Origin of the sequence: Loktanella sp. M215, assembly GCF_021735925.1 — a bacterium.
In the GTDB taxonomy this organism is placed as follows: Bacteria; Pseudomonadota; Alphaproteobacteria; order Rhodobacterales; family Rhodobacteraceae; genus Loktanella.
Genome location: NZ_WMEA01000001.1, coordinates 904575 through 921757 on the forward strand (window position 1 = coordinate 904575; position 17183 = coordinate 921757).

General features: G+C 63.6%; 16 protein-coding genes. 7 read left to right on the forward strand and 9 right to left on the reverse strand.

The annotated features are described in order from the left end of the window. The 4 genes from GLR48_RS04395 (at position 1) to GLR48_RS04410 (ending at position 2525) form a co-directional block, all read left to right on the forward strand. On the forward strand, positions 1 to 480 hold the full coding sequence (locus tag GLR48_RS04395; RefSeq protein WP_237059053.1) for an LptA/OstA family protein: 480 nt from the start codon (positions 1 to 3) through the stop codon (positions 478 to 480). Then, complete coding sequence (gene lptB, locus GLR48_RS04400; protein ID WP_237059054.1) at positions 480 to 1235, forward strand: LPS export ABC transporter ATP-binding protein; 756 nt, start codon at positions 480 to 482, stop codon at positions 1233 to 1235. The genes GLR48_RS04395 and lptB overlap by 1 nt, the downstream gene beginning before the upstream one ends. A gap of 216 nt (positions 1236 to 1451) precedes the next feature. Continuing rightward, on the forward strand, positions 1452 to 2030 hold the full coding sequence (gene hpf, locus GLR48_RS04405) for a ribosome hibernation-promoting factor, HPF/YfiA family (protein ID WP_072856792.1): 579 nt from the start codon (positions 1452 to 1454) through the stop codon (positions 2028 to 2030). A 30-nt stretch (positions 2031 to 2060) separates the two neighbouring features. Continuing rightward, complete coding sequence (locus tag GLR48_RS04410; protein ID WP_237059057.1) at positions 2061 to 2525, forward strand: PTS sugar transporter subunit IIA; 465 nt, start codon at positions 2061 to 2063, stop codon at positions 2523 to 2525. 11 nt (positions 2526 to 2536) lie between these two features. Here the strand turns inward: GLR48_RS04410 and GLR48_RS04415 are convergent, their stop codons facing one another. The 8 genes from GLR48_RS04415 to cysQ all read right to left on the reverse strand — a co-directional run bounded on the left by GLR48_RS04415 (position 2537) and on the right by cysQ (position 11742). Next, positions 2537 to 3973, reverse strand: coding sequence for a sulfotransferase domain-containing protein (locus tag GLR48_RS04415; RefSeq protein WP_237059059.1), 1437 nt, complete (start codon positions 3971 to 3973; stop codon positions 2537 to 2539). 1 nt (position 3974) lies between these two features. Further along, positions 3975 to 5672, reverse strand: coding sequence for a DUF5927 domain-containing protein (locus GLR48_RS04420; RefSeq protein WP_442915753.1), 1698 nt, complete (start codon positions 5670 to 5672; stop codon positions 3975 to 3977). After that, positions 5669 to 6655, reverse strand: a complete 987-nt coding sequence (locus GLR48_RS04425) for a glycosyltransferase family 2 protein (protein ID WP_237064370.1) — start codon at positions 6653 to 6655, stop codon at positions 5669 to 5671. The genes GLR48_RS04420 and GLR48_RS04425 overlap by 4 nt, the downstream gene beginning before the upstream one ends. Before the next feature lie 65 nt (positions 6656 to 6720). Beyond that, a complete protein-coding gene (locus GLR48_RS04430; RefSeq protein ID WP_237059061.1) occupies positions 6721 to 7911 on the reverse strand; it encodes a glycosyltransferase family 4 protein in 1191 nt (396 codons plus the stop codon). A 6-nt stretch (positions 7912 to 7917) separates the two neighbouring features. Then, on the reverse strand, positions 7918 to 8811 hold the full coding sequence (gene galU / locus GLR48_RS04435) for a UTP--glucose-1-phosphate uridylyltransferase GalU (RefSeq protein WP_237059063.1): 894 nt from the start codon (positions 8809 to 8811) through the stop codon (positions 7918 to 7920). A gap of 114 nt (positions 8812 to 8925) precedes the next feature. Beyond that, positions 8926 to 10140, reverse strand: coding sequence for a glycosyltransferase family 2 protein (locus tag GLR48_RS04440; RefSeq protein ID WP_237059065.1), 1215 nt, complete (start codon positions 10138 to 10140; stop codon positions 8926 to 8928). A 1-nt stretch (position 10141) separates the two neighbouring features. Continuing rightward, positions 10142 to 10942: a 3-deoxy-manno-octulosonate cytidylyltransferase family protein gene (locus GLR48_RS04445; RefSeq protein WP_237059067.1), complete on the reverse strand. Its 801-nt coding sequence runs from the start codon at positions 10940 to 10942 to the stop codon at positions 10142 to 10144. Beyond that, a complete protein-coding gene (gene cysQ, locus GLR48_RS04450; protein ID WP_237059068.1) occupies positions 10942 to 11742 on the reverse strand; it encodes a 3'(2'),5'-bisphosphate nucleotidase CysQ in 801 nt (266 codons plus the stop codon). Before cysQ ends, GLR48_RS04445 begins: the two co-directional genes overlap by 1 nt. Positions 11743 to 11898: 156 nt before the next feature. Between cysQ and GLR48_RS04455 the strand changes: the two genes are divergently transcribed. The 3 genes from GLR48_RS04455 (at position 11899) to dnaJ (ending at position 16073) form a co-directional block, all read left to right on the forward strand. Then, the gene (locus tag GLR48_RS04455; protein ID WP_237059071.1) at positions 11899 to 12720 is read left to right on the forward strand and encodes an ABC transporter permease; all 822 of its coding nucleotides are present in this window, start codon (positions 11899 to 11901) and stop codon (positions 12718 to 12720) included. A 208-nt stretch (positions 12721 to 12928) separates the two neighbouring features. Beyond that, complete coding sequence (dnaK, locus tag GLR48_RS04460) at positions 12929 to 14839, forward strand: molecular chaperone DnaK (protein WP_237059073.1); 1911 nt, start codon at positions 12929 to 12931, stop codon at positions 14837 to 14839. Between the two features lie 76 nt (positions 14840 to 14915). Further along, positions 14916 to 16073 carry a molecular chaperone DnaJ gene (gene dnaJ / locus GLR48_RS04465; protein ID WP_237059075.1) on the forward strand — a complete coding sequence of 386 codons (1158 nt, stop codon included), beginning with the start codon at positions 14916 to 14918 and terminating at the stop codon, positions 16071 to 16073. Positions 16074 to 16113: 40 nt separating this feature from the next. Here dnaJ and GLR48_RS04470 read toward each other — a convergent pair whose 3' ends face one another. Then, positions 16114 to 17157 carry a DUF475 domain-containing protein gene (locus GLR48_RS04470; RefSeq protein WP_237059077.1) on the reverse strand — a complete coding sequence of 348 codons (1044 nt, stop codon included), beginning with the start codon at positions 17155 to 17157 and terminating at the stop codon, positions 16114 to 16116. Positions 17158 to 17183: the final 26 nt, after the last annotated feature.

Sequence of the window (17183 nt, forward strand, 5' to 3'; positions counted from 1 at the left end):
ATGACCCGATTCCTTGCCATCGTCCTGACGCTGTGCGCGACACCGCTGCTGGCGCAGACGAACATCGACCTTGGCGGTATCCGCGCCGACCCGAACGCGCCGGTCGAGGTGACCGCTGACAACCTGAAGGTCGATCAGGACACAGGATCAGCCGTGTTCAGCGGCAACGTCAAGATCGGGCAGGGCGACCTGCGGCTGGCGGCACCCGAGGTCCGCGTGACCTATGCCGCGACCAGCGGCGACATCACACGCCTGCAGGCCAGCGGCGGCGTGACCTTTGCCACGGCGACCGAGGCGGCAGAGGCCGAGACCGCGGATTACAACCTTGCCGACGGGATGCTGACACTGGATGGCGCGGTGCTGCTGACGCAGGGCAAAAGCGCGTTGTCGTCGGATTCGATGGTGGTCAACCTGAACACTGGCACTGCGCAGATGTCAGGCCGGGTCAAGACGGTGTTCCAGCAGGACGGCAACAACTGATGCCCCGCGACGTTGGCGTGGACGCCGATACCGGCGGCCTGCGGGTCACCAACCTGCGCAAAAGCTATCAGAAGCGCCCCGTCATCCGCGACGTCAGCCTGCATCTGGGCAAGGGCGAGGTCGTGGCCCTGCTGGGGCCGAACGGGTCCGGCAAGACGACCTGCTTTTACCTGATCGCGGGCCTGATCACGCTGGAAGGCGGTCAGGTGACCGTCGACGGCGAAGACGTGACGACGATGCCGATGTACCGCCGTGCCACCCGCGGCATCGGCTATCTGCCGCAGGAAATGTCGATCTTTCGCGGATTGACGGTCGAGGACAACATCAAGGCCGTGCTGGAAATCGCGGAACCCAGCAAGAAGCGCAGGCGGGACCGGCTGGAACAGCTTCTGTCCGAATTTTCGATCGAGCATCTGCGCCGCGCGCCCGCCGTGGCGCTGTCGGGGGGCGAGCGCAGGCGCGCGGAAATCGCGCGCTGTCTGGCGGCGGGGCCGAAATACGTGCTGCTGGACGAACCCTTTGCAGGTGTCGATCCGATTGCCGTGGCCGAGATCAGGCACCTTGTGGCGGACCTGAAGAACCGCGGCATCGGTGTGCTGATCACCGACCACAACGTGCAGGAAACCCTGCAGATCGTCGACCGGGCCTATATCCTGAACGACGGCAAGGTCCTGATGAGCGGCACCACCGACGAGGTGATCCGCGACGAGAACGTGCAGCGGGTCTATCTGGGCAAGGGATTCCGCGTCAATTGACCCGGCATTGACAGACGCTGCGTTGTGGCGCTGAATATGAGGGATGAAACCTGCGTTTTTCCATCGCAAAGCTGACGCGGCGCCTGCGCCCGGCGGGAATATTAAGCCTTTGGCAACCAACGCGGCTTCATCCTTTCAGACGCCTCACCGTGGAACCGGCAGCGCCTTTGCTGCCTTGATCCGGTGTGCGTGAATACCAGCAGAACAGGAGAGATCATGCGGTATCAGATCAGCGGAAAACAGATCGACATCGGCGCGGCCCTGCAGACCCACGTTGAAACCGAGATGGGCGAAACGCTGGCGAAATACGCCGGACGACCCACCGAGGCTTATATCGTCTTCTCCAAATCCGGGCACGAACATGTGGCGGAATCCGTGGTGCACCTGTCCACGGGCCTGACCGTGCAGGCCACGGGCAAGGACCCGGAAATCTACGCCGCCTTCGACGCCTGCTGCGAGAAGATGGACAAACAGTTGCGCAGATACAAGCGTCGGCTGAAGGATCACCAGCGTGATCGCCCCGACCCGGTTGAAGTTTCGGGCGGTGGGTCGTATATCCTTGCAGCAACAAAGGATGACAGCGACGAGGACGAGCAGGTCAGCGACGCACCGGTGATCGTGGCAGAGACAGAGGCAAAGATCCCCTCGATCTCGGTCAGCGAAGCCGTGATGCAGATGGAGCTGGCCAATAGTCACGTCATGGTCTTCCGCAACGAAAAGCAAGGCCGCATCAACGTGGTCTACAAGCGCGACGATGGGAATATCGGCTGGATCGACCCGCACGACGCGGCCTGACCACCGAAGACCTGACACAGGGACGGATTGATGCAACTGGCCGACATCCTCAAGCAAGGCGCCGTCAAGATCCTCGGCGGCTGTACAAGCAAGAAGCGACTGTTTCACGATCTGGGTGCATTGGCCGAACAATCCTATCTCACGCCCGCCGGTGACGTGATCGACGCGCTGATCGAGCGTGAAGGTCTGGGTCCGACCGGCGTGGGGCATGGCATCGCCCTGCCCCACGCCCGCCTGTCGGATGTCGACAAGGTGCACGGCATCTTTCTGCGGCTGGAAAAGCCGCTGAATTTCGATTCCGTCGACCGGCAGCCCGTCGACCTGATCTTTGCCCTGCTGGCCCCCGAAGAAGCGGGGGTCGAACATCTGCGCGCGCTGGCACTGGTGTCTCGCACGATGCGCAACCCCGACATCTGCGCCAAGCTGCGGGCCAACAATGATCCATCCACGCTTTATGCGATCCTGACGGAAAACCGGTCGTCGCAGGCGGCCTGACCCCCGCCGCCTCAGGCGCGCAGCGGACCGAAGCCAAAGGCCTCGTAATCGCGGCCATAGGCGTCCTGTGCCGCCTGTTCGACCATATCATCGTAGATCAACGCCAGACGGGCGGACAGCGGGTCCGTCCGTTCCGACAGCGGTGGCATCGTCGTGCGCCCGATCTGACCGGCCAGCCGGGCGAGGTCGCCGCGCAGCGTGTGTTCGCGCGCAATGACGTCCGCCAGACCGAAATCGGCCATCCCCTGCAACAGGGAAAGCTGCGAGGCCCAGGCGGCATCGGTGCGGACCGCTGTCTGGGCGGACAGGTTGTTGCGCAGGAACTTCAGGAAGGACAGGAACGCCGTGCGGTGCGCCTTCATGTCGTAGACGACATCGGTTTCGGGCACCGGGCCGCCGTCCGGCACCTCGACCCCGTGGACCTTGCGCAGGGTGGCCCTAATCTCGGCAAAGCTGCCCTTGCCGCTGGCGACGATGCGGTCGCAGAACGCCGTATGCGCCCAGACCACGGGATGCCGGACCACGGTGAACTTGCGGTGCCCCGCGTGCTGGCGCAGCCAGTCGCGCAGGGTCTTCTGGCTGAACCCGGTTTTCAGGTCCGCGACGCCCACCTGATCCAGCGCGGCCAGCCAGTCCTGCACCGCGTCGGTCGGCCCGGATTTCAGCGGCATATACAGCAGCGGGCTGTGTGCGGCGGCGACATAGGTGGGGATCAGCGGCCCGCGGCGGGGTTCGAAATTGGGCGTGCGCGTCAGGTTGAACCGGTCCATCCGCGCCAGCGCCTGTTCCATCTGGGCAAAATTGGCGACCTTGTCGGCCATCGGATCGGGGTTCTGCTTTTTCAGCTTTTTGTTCAGCGCCGTGATGTGGCTGTCGACGCCCAGCCAGAGGGCGAGGCCGTTCATCACCCCGATGTCCTGCAAATCCTCGTAGGCGACGTAGAACGCCGTCTGGCCGCTGCGTTGCAGGGTGTTCAGGATCAGGGTCTGGAACGCCTGCAACGCGGCCATGTGCCCTTCGAATTCGGCTGCGTCGAAAGGCACCTGATGGCTTTTGGCGTGGGTGACGTTGGTCAGCTTCCACTGGCCGGTGGATTTGGCGATCTTCCAGCTGACGAAGCTGTCGACGGGGTTGCGGGTCAGCACGATCTTGGCGCAGCGCGGATCGGTCAGGGCGATGTCCAGCACGCGGCTGTCGTGATCGTTGAAGAACCGGAACCCGTTCAGGCCAGGGGCCGCCTTGATCCGGTCGATCAGGGCCTGGGGATCGGCCTCTCGGTCCGGCTGAGTCACGCCCAGCACGTCGCTGCTGTTGGGGTAGCCAATGAAATGTGGATTGAACGCCTCGCCCAGACAGGCAAGGCCGTCGAACATGTTCAGGTTCGCTTCGAGGAAATTGGACCCGGTCCGCATTTCCGCGAAGACGACGAAGTAATCGAATTTTGACACTTTATTTGACCAGATATGGTTTTCGGGGCTTGGGCGACTGGTTCAGCGGCGCCGTCTGCACCGGGAAATCGCCCATGAGGTAGGGGTGCATTCCCTGATTCTTCAGGTTCTGCAGGAACTGGCCAAAGCCGCTCAGATCGTACATGCGCGGCACCTCCGTCAGGCGGCGGCTGGTGTTGCCGGTCATCTCGTCCACGATGGTCTGCAGCGCCTCCATCGGGGATTCGATGAAATCGGCCATCGTCCAGATGCGCACCCGCGCCTTGGCCCACGGCGACCGCAGGGCCGACAGGTGTTCGTTTTCGACCCGCTGGAACTGCGCCGCCTCGTTACGCAGATCGGCGAAATTGCGGTTCGACCGGAACAGCGGGACAGCCCAGCAGCCCGAGATGACGGAAATCTGCGCGTTGGGATCCTTGGCCAGCATCCAACTGATGGTCTGGGTATCGCGCGGGCCGAACTGAAAGGCCTGCCGTTCGCCACGCGTGTTCCAGATCAGGTTCGTCAGGAACATCTGACTGTTCATGTCGCGCTGTGCCACACTGTCGGACAGCGCACCGTTGACAATGCCCTGGCGCCCGTCGAATTCCGCCCGTTCCGGCGCGTAAAGATGCCCGTGGACCCGCGCGCCGGTCATCTTGGCCAGCCAAGGTTCGAAATTCTCGAACAGTTCGGAAAAACCTTCGAACACGGAATAAGGCGCTGCGGTGATGCCGTTGCCCCAGTCGGCGTTGGGCCAGCGGCTTTGCATGTAAAGCCCCGGCCGGCCCTTGGTCCGGCGGTCCACCGCCTTGGAAAAGATGCGGTCGATCTTGCCGGGGTTGGGTTCCGCTCCCTTCATGGTCGCGGCATCCTCGACCAGAAACGCCTGATATAGGCGGTCGGCGCGCGGCCAGATCTTGCGCGCGACAAAGCAGTCGGAGCGCCGCAACAATTGCAGGTGATCGTCGTAGAAGATGTGCGGCTTGCCCTGGAAATCGAACTTGGACAGGGTCAGCGACCGGCTTTCGATGCTGAGCGAATAGGTGCGCACGAGGGTCTGGAAATAGCTTTCGTCCGGAATCCACACCTTGGAGAAGTAGCGGTCATACAAGGGCCGGTCCGGGTCCTGCAGGATCGCGGACAGGGTCTGGCGCGTCAGGCACCACCACTGCGACCCCATGTGCGGCACGAGGCCGTCGGGGATGCTGCGGCGAAACCGAAGACGCCGCTGCAAGGACACGTAGCGGTCGAACAGGAACCGGTTCTTGCGCCACGAAAACGGGAAACGCAGAGTGAATCGTTCCTGATCCAGACCGCCGACGGTCCAGGGCACGTCGGCCGTCGTGGCGCTTTCGATGAAATCGGTGCGCGGGCGGCTGTCCAGATAGCGGCGCAACTCGCGCACCGGGCGCAGCGGCATGCAGGATCCCGAGGCCAGAAAGACGTGGCGCACCTGCGGGAAGGACCCCAGCAGCAGCTCGCAGGCGGACTGGGTGCCGGCGACGATGCCCCATGTGCCCCACTCGCAGCGGTGGCGGCGGCTGAACTTGACCTCGGGCAGATCCGTCATCGCGTCACGAAACCGCGAGAACTTGTCGGTCGCGACGTTCCGGTCCACGTGGATGACCACAGGGCAACCGCCGTCCACCCAATGCCGCGCCAATTGTTCGGCCCGGTTAAAGTCGGTGTGGACCAGCATGACGACGCCGACCGTCACGCCCAGTTACCCTTGGACATGATCCCCAGAATCTCGAGCTGGCGCCAGTTGATGTAGCGTTCGGACCATTTGCACCACAGGTCCGGGTTGGCGTCGTCCCCGGCGGCATAGGCGCGATATTCGACGCTGTTCGCATAGTGCTGGCGGCGGTCCAGCTCTTCCTTGGCCTTGTCGGTGAAGGTGGACAGGAACTTGGTGTGCAACAGCACCCCGCTGGCCTTTTCGCCGCCCCATTCGTCATAGACGAGGTTCAGCCCGCGCGGCAGCAGCATATGCGTGCTGCTGACATAGGCGTATTTCTTGTCCCACTTGACCAGCGGCACCTTGTTCAGGGCGGGCGCCCGGTCGGGTGTGGCGGCAAAGAACGAGCGCATGCGCGGGCCGCCCTGAATCCACAGGTTGCCGAACTTTGGATTGCGCTGGATGACGTAGTTGCCGCTGTCGAACCATTCCGCGATCCGCAGCGGATCGCTGCCCCGGCGGTAGGGCATGTCGTCCAGACGGCCCTTTGGATACATGTCCAGCAGCATCGCCCCGAAGGATTTGATCGAGGAGGCGTCCAGCCAGTCGGTCAGCGCCCGCAGGGGCCGGGTGTCGCAGAACGGATAGACCAGCAGCTCGTCCGGGTCGACGACCAGCGTCCAGTGACCGTGGGCATATTTGCGCTGCAGCCAGTTCAGCCAGTCCACGCCGAAACGCGCGCGCTTGTAGCTGGCACTGGCGTGGAACAGGCTGACGTCTGGCTGATCCTTGAGGTAGGCCGCGGCACCGTCCGTACTGTCGTTGTCCACCATGATGAAGTGGTTTACGCCAAGCTTGCGGTAATACTCGAGAAAATAGGGCAGCCGCACGTCTTCGTTGCGAAAGGTGGAAAACACGAGGATGTCGTTCGGCTTGATCCGGTCCGTCCGGTCCGCGACGACGAACAGTTCGTTGCGCTTGCGGAACGCGCGCGCCAGCCAGCGCCGCCGCTGCAATCTCAGCCTATAGGATTGCCAGACCCGCACCACTACCCCTATGATTGTCGCGTATCATCGGCCCGGCCTCCTCAACACTTCGCTAAGACGGTCTGGAAATGTGTTGACCAGACCGGCGGCGTAAATGCGGGCCGGGAAACCGCCTCTGATGACTGCAACAACCTTTTGATTTCGTTTTCCCAAAGATAGCGATCTTGGGTGTCCGCGTAAACGGCCCAGTTGCCCAGCAGTTCCCGGCAGGCGGGCAGATCGGCACAGAGGACGGGCGTGCCAAGGGCCGCGGCCTCCAGCGGGGGCAGGCCGAAGCCTTCGGCCAGTGACGGAAACAGCAAACCGGTCGCGCCGCGCAACAGGGCGGCAACGGCGCCGTCGCTCAGGCCGGCGACCTCTTTCACATGCGGCACACCGGCATCAAGGCGGGCAAAGACGTCGGCATTGTTCCAGCCGCGGTGGCCGCAGATCAGCAGTTCCGGTGCGCCCGGCCCCCAGTCGTCCCAGATATCCAGCAGCAAGGCATGGTTCTTGCGCGGCTCGATCGTGCCGAGGATCACGAAATAGGGCCGCAGCGGCATGAGGCCGGGGGGAATATCTTCTGGCGCAGGGCGCGGTAGGTCCAGCCCCAGATGGGCCGTGACGATCGGCGGGATCCGCCCGGTCCGTGACAGATGACGCGTGACATCTGCCTCACAAGCGGCAGAGGTGCAGATCAGCAGATCGGCAAAGGTCTGCGCGACCCTCAGTTTGGCCGCGAACTGGCCAACGGTGCCGTCGCGTTGCAAATCGGGCCAATCCAGTGGGATCGTATCATGGATCAGCACCGCGATCCGCGCGCCCGGTTGCGCGCGCACGGCGCGGCAGACCGGCGCGGTCAGGTTGCTGTGGCCGACGTTGATATAGGTGAACCCCTGCGGCACCCGCCGTCGCAGCAACCGCCGCAACCCGTGCCGCCGCCCGCGCCCGATGGCGTGACGCCGCACGAGGCTTTGCCCCAGCTTTGCGGCCGGGGTCAGACGCCGGTTCAGGCGCGACAGCAGATCGGGCTTTGGAAAGTCCCGCGTGGCAAAACATTGGCCCAGCGCCAGAAGGCCAAGACGGTCGAGGATCACGAACCCCAGCGCGGTGCGGCACAGACCGAAGACCGGCGTGCCGCCGTCCGCCGTCAGCGCCTGCAGATAGGCCAGTTCGACCCGGTCCACGCCGGTCGCGACCTGACCCGCCCGCGACGCCAGCCGGCTGACATCGAGGAGACGCGCAGAGGCCACAGGGCCTTATTGCGCCGCGAGGCGCTGGCCCATCAGATCTTGCAGATAGGCCCGGAATTCGCCCTGCAGTTCCGGACGCTCCAGCGCGAAGGCGACGGTGGCCTGCAGATAACCGGCCTTGGACCCGCAATCGTAACGCTGGCCTTCGAACTTGTAGCCAAAGACGTTGCGACCCTGCGCGATTTCCATCGCGATGGCGTCGGTCAACTGGACCTCGCCACCGGCACCGCGTTCGACCTTGTTGAGGTTGTTCAGCACGTCCGGTGTCAGGATGTAACGCCCGATGACCGCCAGATTGGACGGTGCCGTGCCTGCGGCAGGCTTTTCCACCATCCCCTTGGCCTTCACGATGGCACCGTTCTCGCTCTCGATATCGAGGACGCCGTAGGACGAGGTCCGGTCCGCGGCGACTTCCATCGCGGCGACCATGGCGCCACCGGTTTCGGCATAGGCCTCGACCATCTGTGCGAGGCACGACTTGTCGCCTGCAATCACGTCGTCGGGCAGCATGACGGCAAAGGGTTCGTCACCGATCAGACGGCGGGCGCACCAGACCGCGTGGCCCAGACCCATCGCCTTGTGCTGGCGGATGTAGGCGACGGCGCCGCTGTCCATGTTTGTGCTTTTCAGCACCTCCAGCAGATCGTCCTTGCCGGCCTTGCGCAGCGTGCGCTCCATCTCTGGCGAGTGGTCGAAGTAATCTTCGAGTGCGGACTTGCCCCGCGCCGTGACGAAGATGAATTCCGTGATGCCGGCTTCGCGGGCTTCGTCGATGGCGTACTGCACCAAGGGACGGTCCACGAGGGTCATGATTTCCTTCGGCACCGATTTGGTGGCCGGCAGGAACCGTGTTCCCATCCCTGCGACCGGGAAGACCGCCTTGGTGACTTTACTGCGCATGCTGAGCCTCGTCCGATTTTCAAATACGAAATGCAATAGCTGGCCATTACGCCACCATTATGAAGAAACCAAGTCAGAACCCTTTTGGATCCCTCGCCTGTGACAGACTTTTGGTCACTCCGGCAATCGCTGCGCCTGTTGGCGCGCCACTTCGTATCGCACGCGCGACGCTGCACGCCAAGGTTGACAGATGCGCCCGGACCGGTCCGATTTCCCGAACTGGCCGCCGATCTGTTCCCAGACACCGCTTTCGGTAAAGCGGACCCGGTGGAACAGCGCCGTGGGCGACAGGATGTAAAGCGATACGATGGCCCCGTCGCGCACGGCCTGCGCCGCCTCAGCCCTGCCGGCCTGCGCGCGCCACGACCGCACCTGGATGACCCGGTGGGGACGCGGCCCGGTGGGAAAGCGCAAAAAAGGCGGCGGAGCGGGCGGCGCCGGATGCTGCGCCGGGGCGCGGGTCATGCCCTCGGCCCAGCCAGCGTCAAAGGTGCGCAGCAGGCGGCCGACATCGCCGGGCATCAGCTGCCCCGACACCATCAGGCGCAGCAGGCGCCGGCGCTGGTGCGCGTGCGCCGCCGTCGGCGTGACCCGCCCCACGGGTCCATGCTTGCGCAAAAAGACCGCGAGGCTTGCGCCGATCTGAAACAACGTGCGCGGCACCCGGTCCGCCCGCCTGCGCGCACTGGCGGCAAAGCCGTGGTGGACCTGCGCCAGCGGCACGATGGCGGTGGTGGCGCCCAGCAGCGCCAGCCGCATGTTCAGGTCGGTTTCATCAAGGTAGAAGGCAAAGGCCTCGTCGAAACCGCCCAGATCCAGCAGCGTCGTCCGCAGCACGGCCATATTGGTGCCTTCGGTTTTGACCGCGCGCCCGGGTCCGCCCGCCATCAGCGTGGGCCTGACGTGGTCGACGTCGATCGGCGTCGTCTCGGCGTCCGCAAAGGCCAGACGCGCGCGCCATTGAAAGTCGATTCCGTTGCGCCCGCGTACAAAGCCACCCGCTGCCGCGACCGACGGATCGGCGAAGGGTGCTGTCAGATGCGACAGCCAGCGCGGTTCCGGCACGGCGTCGTCGTCGATAAAGGCCACGATGTCGCCCGCCGCCTGCGACAGCCCCGCATTGCGCGCGGCGCTGATGTTGGGCGCATCAAAGGCGACCGCCTTGATGACCGCCGCCAGACCGCTGGCCGCAATCGCGGGCCGCGACGCGGCGTCGGCCACGACGATCACCTCGCAGTCCGAGTGGTCGATCTGCGACAGGCCCATAAGGCAGCGCTGCAGGGCGTCAGGGCGTCCGTTGCTGACAACGATCACACTGACAGAGGGCATGTCAGTCCGCCCCCATCTCTTTCAGCATCGCCTCGATCCGCGGCACATCTTCAGGGTTGTTCAGCTCCCAGAACTGGCGTCCCTTGGCATCGACCTCTACACACAGGACCGGTCGCGCCTGTTCAAGGAACCGCAACTGTTCCAGCCCCTCCAGCGTTTCCAGCGGGCCGATGGGCCATGTGCCATAGGCGCGCAGGGCGTCGGGGCGGTAGGCATAGACCCCGACGTGGTGAAAGACCGGCGTGTCCGCGTCGTCGGCGTAGGTCTTGCCGGTGTAGGGTATCACCTCTTTCGAGAAGTAGAGCGCGTTGCGGCGTTCCCCGAAGACGGCGGTGGTGCCGCCGACGCGACCGGCGCGGCGGTCCTCCAGAAATCCGCGCAAGGCACGGCCTTCGGTGCGCAGAACGGGAGTGGCTACATCGACGTCGGGCCGCGCGCGCAGGCCCGCGACGAGGTCAGAAATAAACCACGCAGGCGTCAACGGTGCATCACCCTGCAGGTTCACGACGATTTCGAAATCCTCGCCCATGGCGTCGATGGCGGCGGCGCAGCGTTCGGTGCCGTTGCGGCAGGATTCGGGCGTCATCACGACCTCGGCGCCAAAGGCCTCTGCCGCGTCACGGATGCGGTCATCGTCGGTGGCGACGACGACACGGTCGACGCCCGAGACCTCCATCGCGGCATCCCAGCTGCGGCGAATCAGGGTCTTGGCCACGCCACCGGCACCGCGCAGGGCCACCAGCGGCTTGCCCGGATAACGGGTCGAGGCGTAGCGAGCGGGGATGACGATCAGGACCGACATCAGGAGCGCTGCAATGCAACGCCGGGCGCGTAGGCGATGAAGAACGGGTTGGCATAGCCCGCCTTGCCGTAGACCAGCGGTTCGTGGGTATCAAAGCGGACCACCTGTCCGCCAGCACCGGTCAGCACGGCGTGACCTGCGGCGGTGTCCCATTCCATCGTGCGGCCCAGACGGGGGTAAAGGTCCGCTTCTCCGGTCGCGATCAGGCAGAATTTCAGCGAGGAGCCTGCGCTTTTCATGTCCTTGACCAGATAGAGGTCGATGTAATCGTCCGTCGCCTGATCCCGGTGGGATTTCGACGCCACGACCATCAGCGCGTTGTTGTCGGGGTTGGTCGTGACGGACAGCGGCTCCACCTCGCCCACGGTGTCCTTGGCAAAGGGGCCGGCCTCCTCGACCGACCGGCCGTCGGCGTCGGTATAGAACAGACGCCCCTTGGCAGGGGCATAGACGACGCCCCGGATCGGTTCGCCGTCGACGACATAGGCGATGTTCACGGTGAAATCGCCCCGGCGCTTGATGAATTCCTTGGTGCCGTCCAGCGGGTCCACGATCAGGAACGTGCTGGCCTGCACGGCATGAGAGGCGGCCTGCTCTTCGGTCACCAGCGCCACGTCCGGGAATGCCGCACGCAGGCCCGCGCTGATGATCGCGTCAGCGGCTTCGTCGGCGGCGGTGACCGGGCTGTCGTCGCTTTTCGACCGCACGTCGAAGTCGGGCGAATCGTAGATTTCCATGATCCGGTCGCCGGCGTCCAGCGACAGGCGGCGCATGACCTGCGTCAGCTTTTCGAAATCCATCGTCTCACTTTCTCCGTAATTGCGGGGCACACATTGAATTGATTGAAAATCAGCCCTTTTTGCCCTTATGCTGCGGCGTCAAGCGAACGGCAAGATTTTCGTGCCCCCGTCACCGCAGCGCGGCGGTATCCGGATCAGACAACAGGACAACGACACATGTTTCAGGTTCAGACGCAAAGGTCGCATTCGCGCACCGTGCTGGGCATGCTCGAGTTGATCTATCACAGCGCGGTACGCGACATCCGCAAATCCCATCGCAATCCGCTGATGGGGCTGGTCATGAACGTATTTCAGTCCGTGCTGATGATCGCCTCGTTCTATGCGCTCTTCGCGCTTCTGGGCATGCGCAGTGCGGCGGTGCGTGGCGATTACCTGCTGTATATCATGTCGGGTATCTTCCTTTACATGGCGCATACCAAGGCGATGGGCGCGGTCGTCGGGTCCGAAGGGCCGGCATCGGCCATGATGCAGCACGCGCCCATGAGCACGGCCATCTCGATCTGCGCGTCGGCGCTGTCGTCGCTTTATCTGCAATTCCTGTCGATCGTGGTCGTGCTGTTTATCTATCACGTCACCTACAAGCCCGTCGTGATCGACAATCCCATCGGCGCGATGGAGATGCTGATGGTTTCGTGGTTTTCGGGTGTCGCCGTCGGCACGGTCTTTCTGGCGATCAAGCCCTGGGCGCCCGAAGTCGCGCGCCTTGGCAGTGCGATTTATGGCCGGGTGAACATGATCGCGTCGGGCAAGATGTTTCTGGCCAACTCGCTGTCAGCGTCGATGCTGGCCATCTTCGACTGGAATCCGCTGTTTCACTGCATCGACCAGCTGCGTGGCGATGTGTTCCTGAACTACAACCCGCATTTCAGCTCTCCGACCTATCCGCTTTACGTGGCGATCGTGATTCTGATGCTGGGTCTGCTGGGCGAATTCTATACCCGCCGCCGTGCATCGGTCAGCTGGAGCGCCGCACACTGACGCGGACAGGTGCGGGCGGTGGCGCCGCCGCCCGTTGCATAGAAATTGCGCAATCCGGCAGGCGCGCCCTGTTGCAGGCCCCAGACCCCCTCCCTATATACGCCAGACAGCCGGACAGGCGCAGTTCTGTCCGCTTCAATCAAAACGGGCGCAGGTGCCGGAACGGGTCTGCGCCTCTCACATCGCCTGACGTATAAGGGATCTGAACATGGCCAAGATTATCGGTATCGACCTCGGTACGACCAACTCCTGCGTTGCCATCATGGATGGCAGCAAACCCCGCGTGATCGAAAACAGCGAAGGTGCCCGCACCACGCCGTCGATCGTCGCCTTCACGGATGACGAGCGCCTTGTCGGCCAGCCCGCCAAGCGTCAGGCCGTCACCAACCCCGAAAACACCATCTTTGCCGTCAAGCGCCTGATCGGTCGTCGGTTCGACGATCCGCAGCTGGCAAAAGACAAGAAGAACATGCCGTTCGACGTCGTCAACGGCGGCAACGGCGACGCCTGGGTCGAGGCCCGTGGCGAGAAGTATTCGCCGTCCCAGATTTCGGCCTTCATCCTCGGCAAGATGAAGGAAACCGCTGAATCCTATCTGGGCGAGGAAGTGACGCAGGCCGTCATCACCGTGCCCGCCTATTTCAACGACGCCCAGCGTCAGGCCACCAAGGACGCCGGCAAGATCGCCGGTCTGGAAGTGCTGCGCATCATCAACGAGCCGACGGCGGCCGCACTGGCTTACGGCCTCGACAAGAAAGACACCAAGACCATCGCGGTCTATGACCTTGGCGGCGGCACCTTCGACGTCACGATCCTGGAAATCGACGACGGCCTGTTCGAGGTCAAATCGACCAACGGCGACACCTTCCTGGGTGGCGAAGACTTCGACATGCGGATCGTCAACTATCTGGCTGACGAGTTCAAAAAGGAAAACCAGGTCGATCTGACCAAGGACAAGATGGCGCTGCAGCGTCTGAAGGAAGCCGCCGAGAAGGCCAAGATCGAACTGTCGTCCTCCTCCTCGACCGAGATCAACCAGCCGTTCATCTCGATGGGGTCCAACGGACAGCCGCTGCACATGGTCATGAAACTGACCCGTGCCAAGCTCGAATCGCTGGTCAGCGACCTGATCAAGAACTCGATCAAGCCGTGCCAGGCCGCGCTGAAGGATGCCGGCCTGTCGGTCGGTGACATCGACGAGGTCGTCCTTGTCGGCGGCATGACCCGCATGCCCCGCGTCAAGGAAGAAGTCGCCAAGTTCTTCGGCAAGGAACCGCATCAGGGTGTGAACCCCGACGAGGTCGTGGCACTGGGCGCCGCCATTCAGGCCGGTGTGCTGCAGGGCGACGTCAAGGACGTGGTTCTGCTGGACGTGACCCCGCTGTCGCTGGGCATCGAGACGCTGGGTGGTGTCTTTACCCGCCTGATCGACCGCAACACGACGATCCCGACGAAGAAGTCGCAGACCTTCTCGACCGCCGAGGACAACCAGAACGCCGTGACCCTGCGCGTTTTCCAGGGCGAGCGCGAGATGGCCGCCGACAACAAGATGCTGGGTCAGTTCAACCTTGAAGGTATCCCGCCCGCACCGCGCGGCATGCCGCAGATCGAAGTCACCTTTGACATCGACGCCAACGGCATCGTGTCCGTCGGCGCCAAGGACAAGGGCACCGGCAAGGAACAGAACATCACGATTCAGGCGTCGGGTGGCCTGTCCGACGAGGACATCGAAGCGATGGTCAAGGACGCCGAGGCCAACGCCGACGCCGACAAGGAGCGTCGCGCGCTGGTCGAAGCCAAGAACCAGGCAGAGAGCCTGATCCACTCGACCGAAAAGTCGATGGAGGAGCACGCCTCCAAGGTCGATCCGACCACCATCGAAGCCATCGAACTGGCGATCGCCGCGCTGAAGGACGAGCTGGAGAACGACAACGTCGACAAGATCAAGTCGGGCATCCAGAACGTCACCGAATCCGCGATGAAGCTGGGCGAGGCGATCTACAAGGCCAGCCAGGACGCCGAGGAAGGCGACAACGCTGACAGCCCCAAGGCCGCTGACGAGGATGACATCCTTGACGCCGACTTCGAGGATCTGGACGACGACAAGCGCAACAAGTAAGGCATTCGCCTGACGGAATAGACCGGCCCCTTCCACCGGGCCGGTCTTTTCTCATTCCCAAGGGGGAAATGTGACGATGGCAAAACGCGACTATTACGAGACGCTGGGCCTGAAAAAAGGTGCCAGCGCGGACGAGATCAAGAAGGGGTATCGCCAGAAGGCGAAGGAACTTCATCCCGACCGCAACACCGACAATCCCAAAGCCGAAGAGCAGTTCAAGGAGGCCAACGAGGCCTACGAGGTGCTGAAAGACGCCGACAAGAAGGCGGCCTATGACCGTTACGGTCATGCGGCGTTCGAGGGCGGCATGGGCGGCGGCGGCGGACGTCGACCGGGCGGACCGCAGGGCAACGGCGATTTCGCCTCGGCCTTTTCCGACGTGTTCGACGATCTGTTCGGCGACTTCATGGGCGGCCAGCGCGGCGGCGGTGGCGGGCGTGCGCGTGCGATGCGCGGCAACGACCTGCGCTATAATCTGAGGGTCAAGCTGGAGGACGCCTACGCGGGTCTGGCCAAGACGATCAATGTGCCGACGGCCGTGCAATGCGGCAATTGCAACGGGACCGGCGCCGACGACGGGTCAGAACCCGTCACCTGTCCGACCTGTTCCGGCATGGGCAAGGTCCGCGCGCAGCAGGGTTTCTTTACCGTTGAACGCACCTGCCCGACCTGCAATGGCATGGGCCAGACGATCAAGAACCCCTGCCACGTCTGCCACGGTGCAGGCCGGGTCGAGAAGGAGAAATCCCTTTCGGTCAACATCCCCGCCGGTGTCGAGACGGGCACGCGGATCAGGCTGGCCGGTGAAGGCGAGGCCGGCATGCGCGGCGGGCCTGCGGGCGACCTTTATATCTTCATCGAAGTCGCCGATCACCCGCTGTTCGAACGTGAGGCAAGCAACCTGTTCTGCCGCGTGCCGGTCAGCATCGCCTCTGCCGCGCTGGGTGGAGAGATCGAGGTGCCGACCATCGACGGCGGACGCAGCCGCGTGAAGATCCCCGAGGGCAGCCAGTCCGGTCGCCAGATGCGCCTGCGCGGCAAGGGGATGCCAGCCCTGCGCGGTGGTGCGGCGGGCGACATGTTCATCGAATTGAACGTCGAGACGCCGGTGAACCTGACGGCCCGTCAGCGCGAAATCCTGAAGGAATTCGACACGCTGTCCAAGGACAACAACCCACAGGGGTCGAGCTTCTTCAAATCGGTGAAGGGCTTCTGGGATTCCATGAAGGGCTGACCGCGCCCCAGTCTTCGACGGATGACGAAAGGTCCCTGGCTTAGGCCGGGGACCTTTCGCATTTACGCACCCGCAGCGACGACCAGAACGCGGCGGCGATGAACCCGGCCCCCAGCAGGCCGGTCACGTATTCCGGCACCTCGATCATGGTCTGGGCGAACATGATGAACGACAGGACCAGAATCGACCAGAACGCCCCGTTTTCAAGGTATTCGAATTCGGCCAGCGCCCCCTTTTCCACCAGCATGATGGTCATCGACCGGACGTACATCGCCCCGATCCCCAGACCGATCGCGATCAGCAGCAGATCCTGCGTCAGGGCAAAGGCGCCGATCACCCCGTCAAAGCTGAAGGAGGCATCCAGCACCTCGAGGTAGAGGAACGCCCCGAACCCGGCCCTTGCCGCCCCTTCCAGCACCTCGTCCGAGGAGTCGAGCAGGTAGCCGATCACGTCCAGAGCAAGGAAGACGACAAGCCCTGCGACGCCGGCGAACAGAAAGGTGGCGACCTCCTCCTCTGGCAGCAGCCAGGCGACCAGCAGCATCGCGACCAATACCACGGCCATCTCGATCCCGCGGATGCCGGAAAACCGCGCGACCGCGCGCTCGATCGGGGCGATCCAGTGGACGGTCTTGTCCGCATCGAAAAAGAACCGCAGACCGACCATCATCAGGAAAGCACCGCCGAAGCCCACGATCGGGACGTGGGCCTCCTCGATGATGTGGGCATATTGCGCCGGTTCGGTGATCGACAGGTGCAGCGCCTCCCACGGGCCGACACCGGCGGCGACAACGACGATCAGCAGCGGGAACACCAGCCGCATGCCGAAGACCGCGATCAGGATGCCCCAGGTCAGAAAGCGCTTCTGCCAGACCTCTGACATGCGCTTGAGCGTATTGGCGTTCACGATGGCATTGTCGAAGGACAGGCTGATTTCCAGAACGGCCAGCACGCTGCCGATCAGCAGGAAAGTGACAGCGCCAGACGTGCCCCCCTGCAGCACGTAGCCCAGCACACCAGCAAGGACCAAGCCCAGAATTGTCACGACAAAGGACCAGCGAAAGTAAATCAACACGTCTTTCAAAACCGGAAATTCCTCTGCCCTGTCCC

Excerpts from the sequence above, each read along its gene's own strand:
- GLR48_RS04395 (WP_237059053.1), top strand. The coding sequence starts at position 1 with ATGACCCGATTCCTTGCCATCGTCCTGACGCTGTGCGCGACACCGCTG.
- lptB (WP_237059054.1), top strand. The coding sequence starts at position 480 with ATGCCCCGCGACGTTGGCGTGGACGCCGATACCGGCGGCCTGCGGGTC.
- hpf (WP_072856792.1), top strand. The coding sequence starts at position 1,452 with ATGCGGTATCAGATCAGCGGAAAACAGATCGACATCGGCGCGGCCCTG.
- GLR48_RS04410 (WP_237059057.1), top strand. The coding sequence starts at position 2,061 with ATGCAACTGGCCGACATCCTCAAGCAAGGCGCCGTCAAGATCCTCGGC.
- galU (WP_237059063.1), bottom strand. The coding sequence starts at position 8,811 with ATGCGCAGTAAAGTCACCAAGGCGGTCTTCCCGGTCGCAGGGATGGGA.
- GLR48_RS04440 (WP_237059065.1), bottom strand. The coding sequence starts at position 10,140 with ATGCCCTCTGTCAGTGTGATCGTTGTCAGCAACGGACGCCCTGACGCC.
- GLR48_RS04445 (WP_237059067.1), bottom strand. The coding sequence starts at position 10,942 with ATGTCGGTCCTGATCGTCATCCCCGCTCGCTACGCCTCGACCCGTTAT.
- cysQ (WP_237059068.1), bottom strand. The coding sequence starts at position 11,742 with ATGGATTTCGAAAAGCTGACGCAGGTCATGCGCCGCCTGTCGCTGGAC.
- GLR48_RS04455 (WP_237059071.1), top strand. The coding sequence starts at position 11,899 with ATGTTTCAGGTTCAGACGCAAAGGTCGCATTCGCGCACCGTGCTGGGC.
- dnaK (WP_237059073.1), top strand. The coding sequence starts at position 12,929 with ATGGCCAAGATTATCGGTATCGACCTCGGTACGACCAACTCCTGCGTT.
- dnaJ (WP_237059075.1), top strand. The coding sequence starts at position 14,916 with ATGGCAAAACGCGACTATTACGAGACGCTGGGCCTGAAAAAAGGTGCC.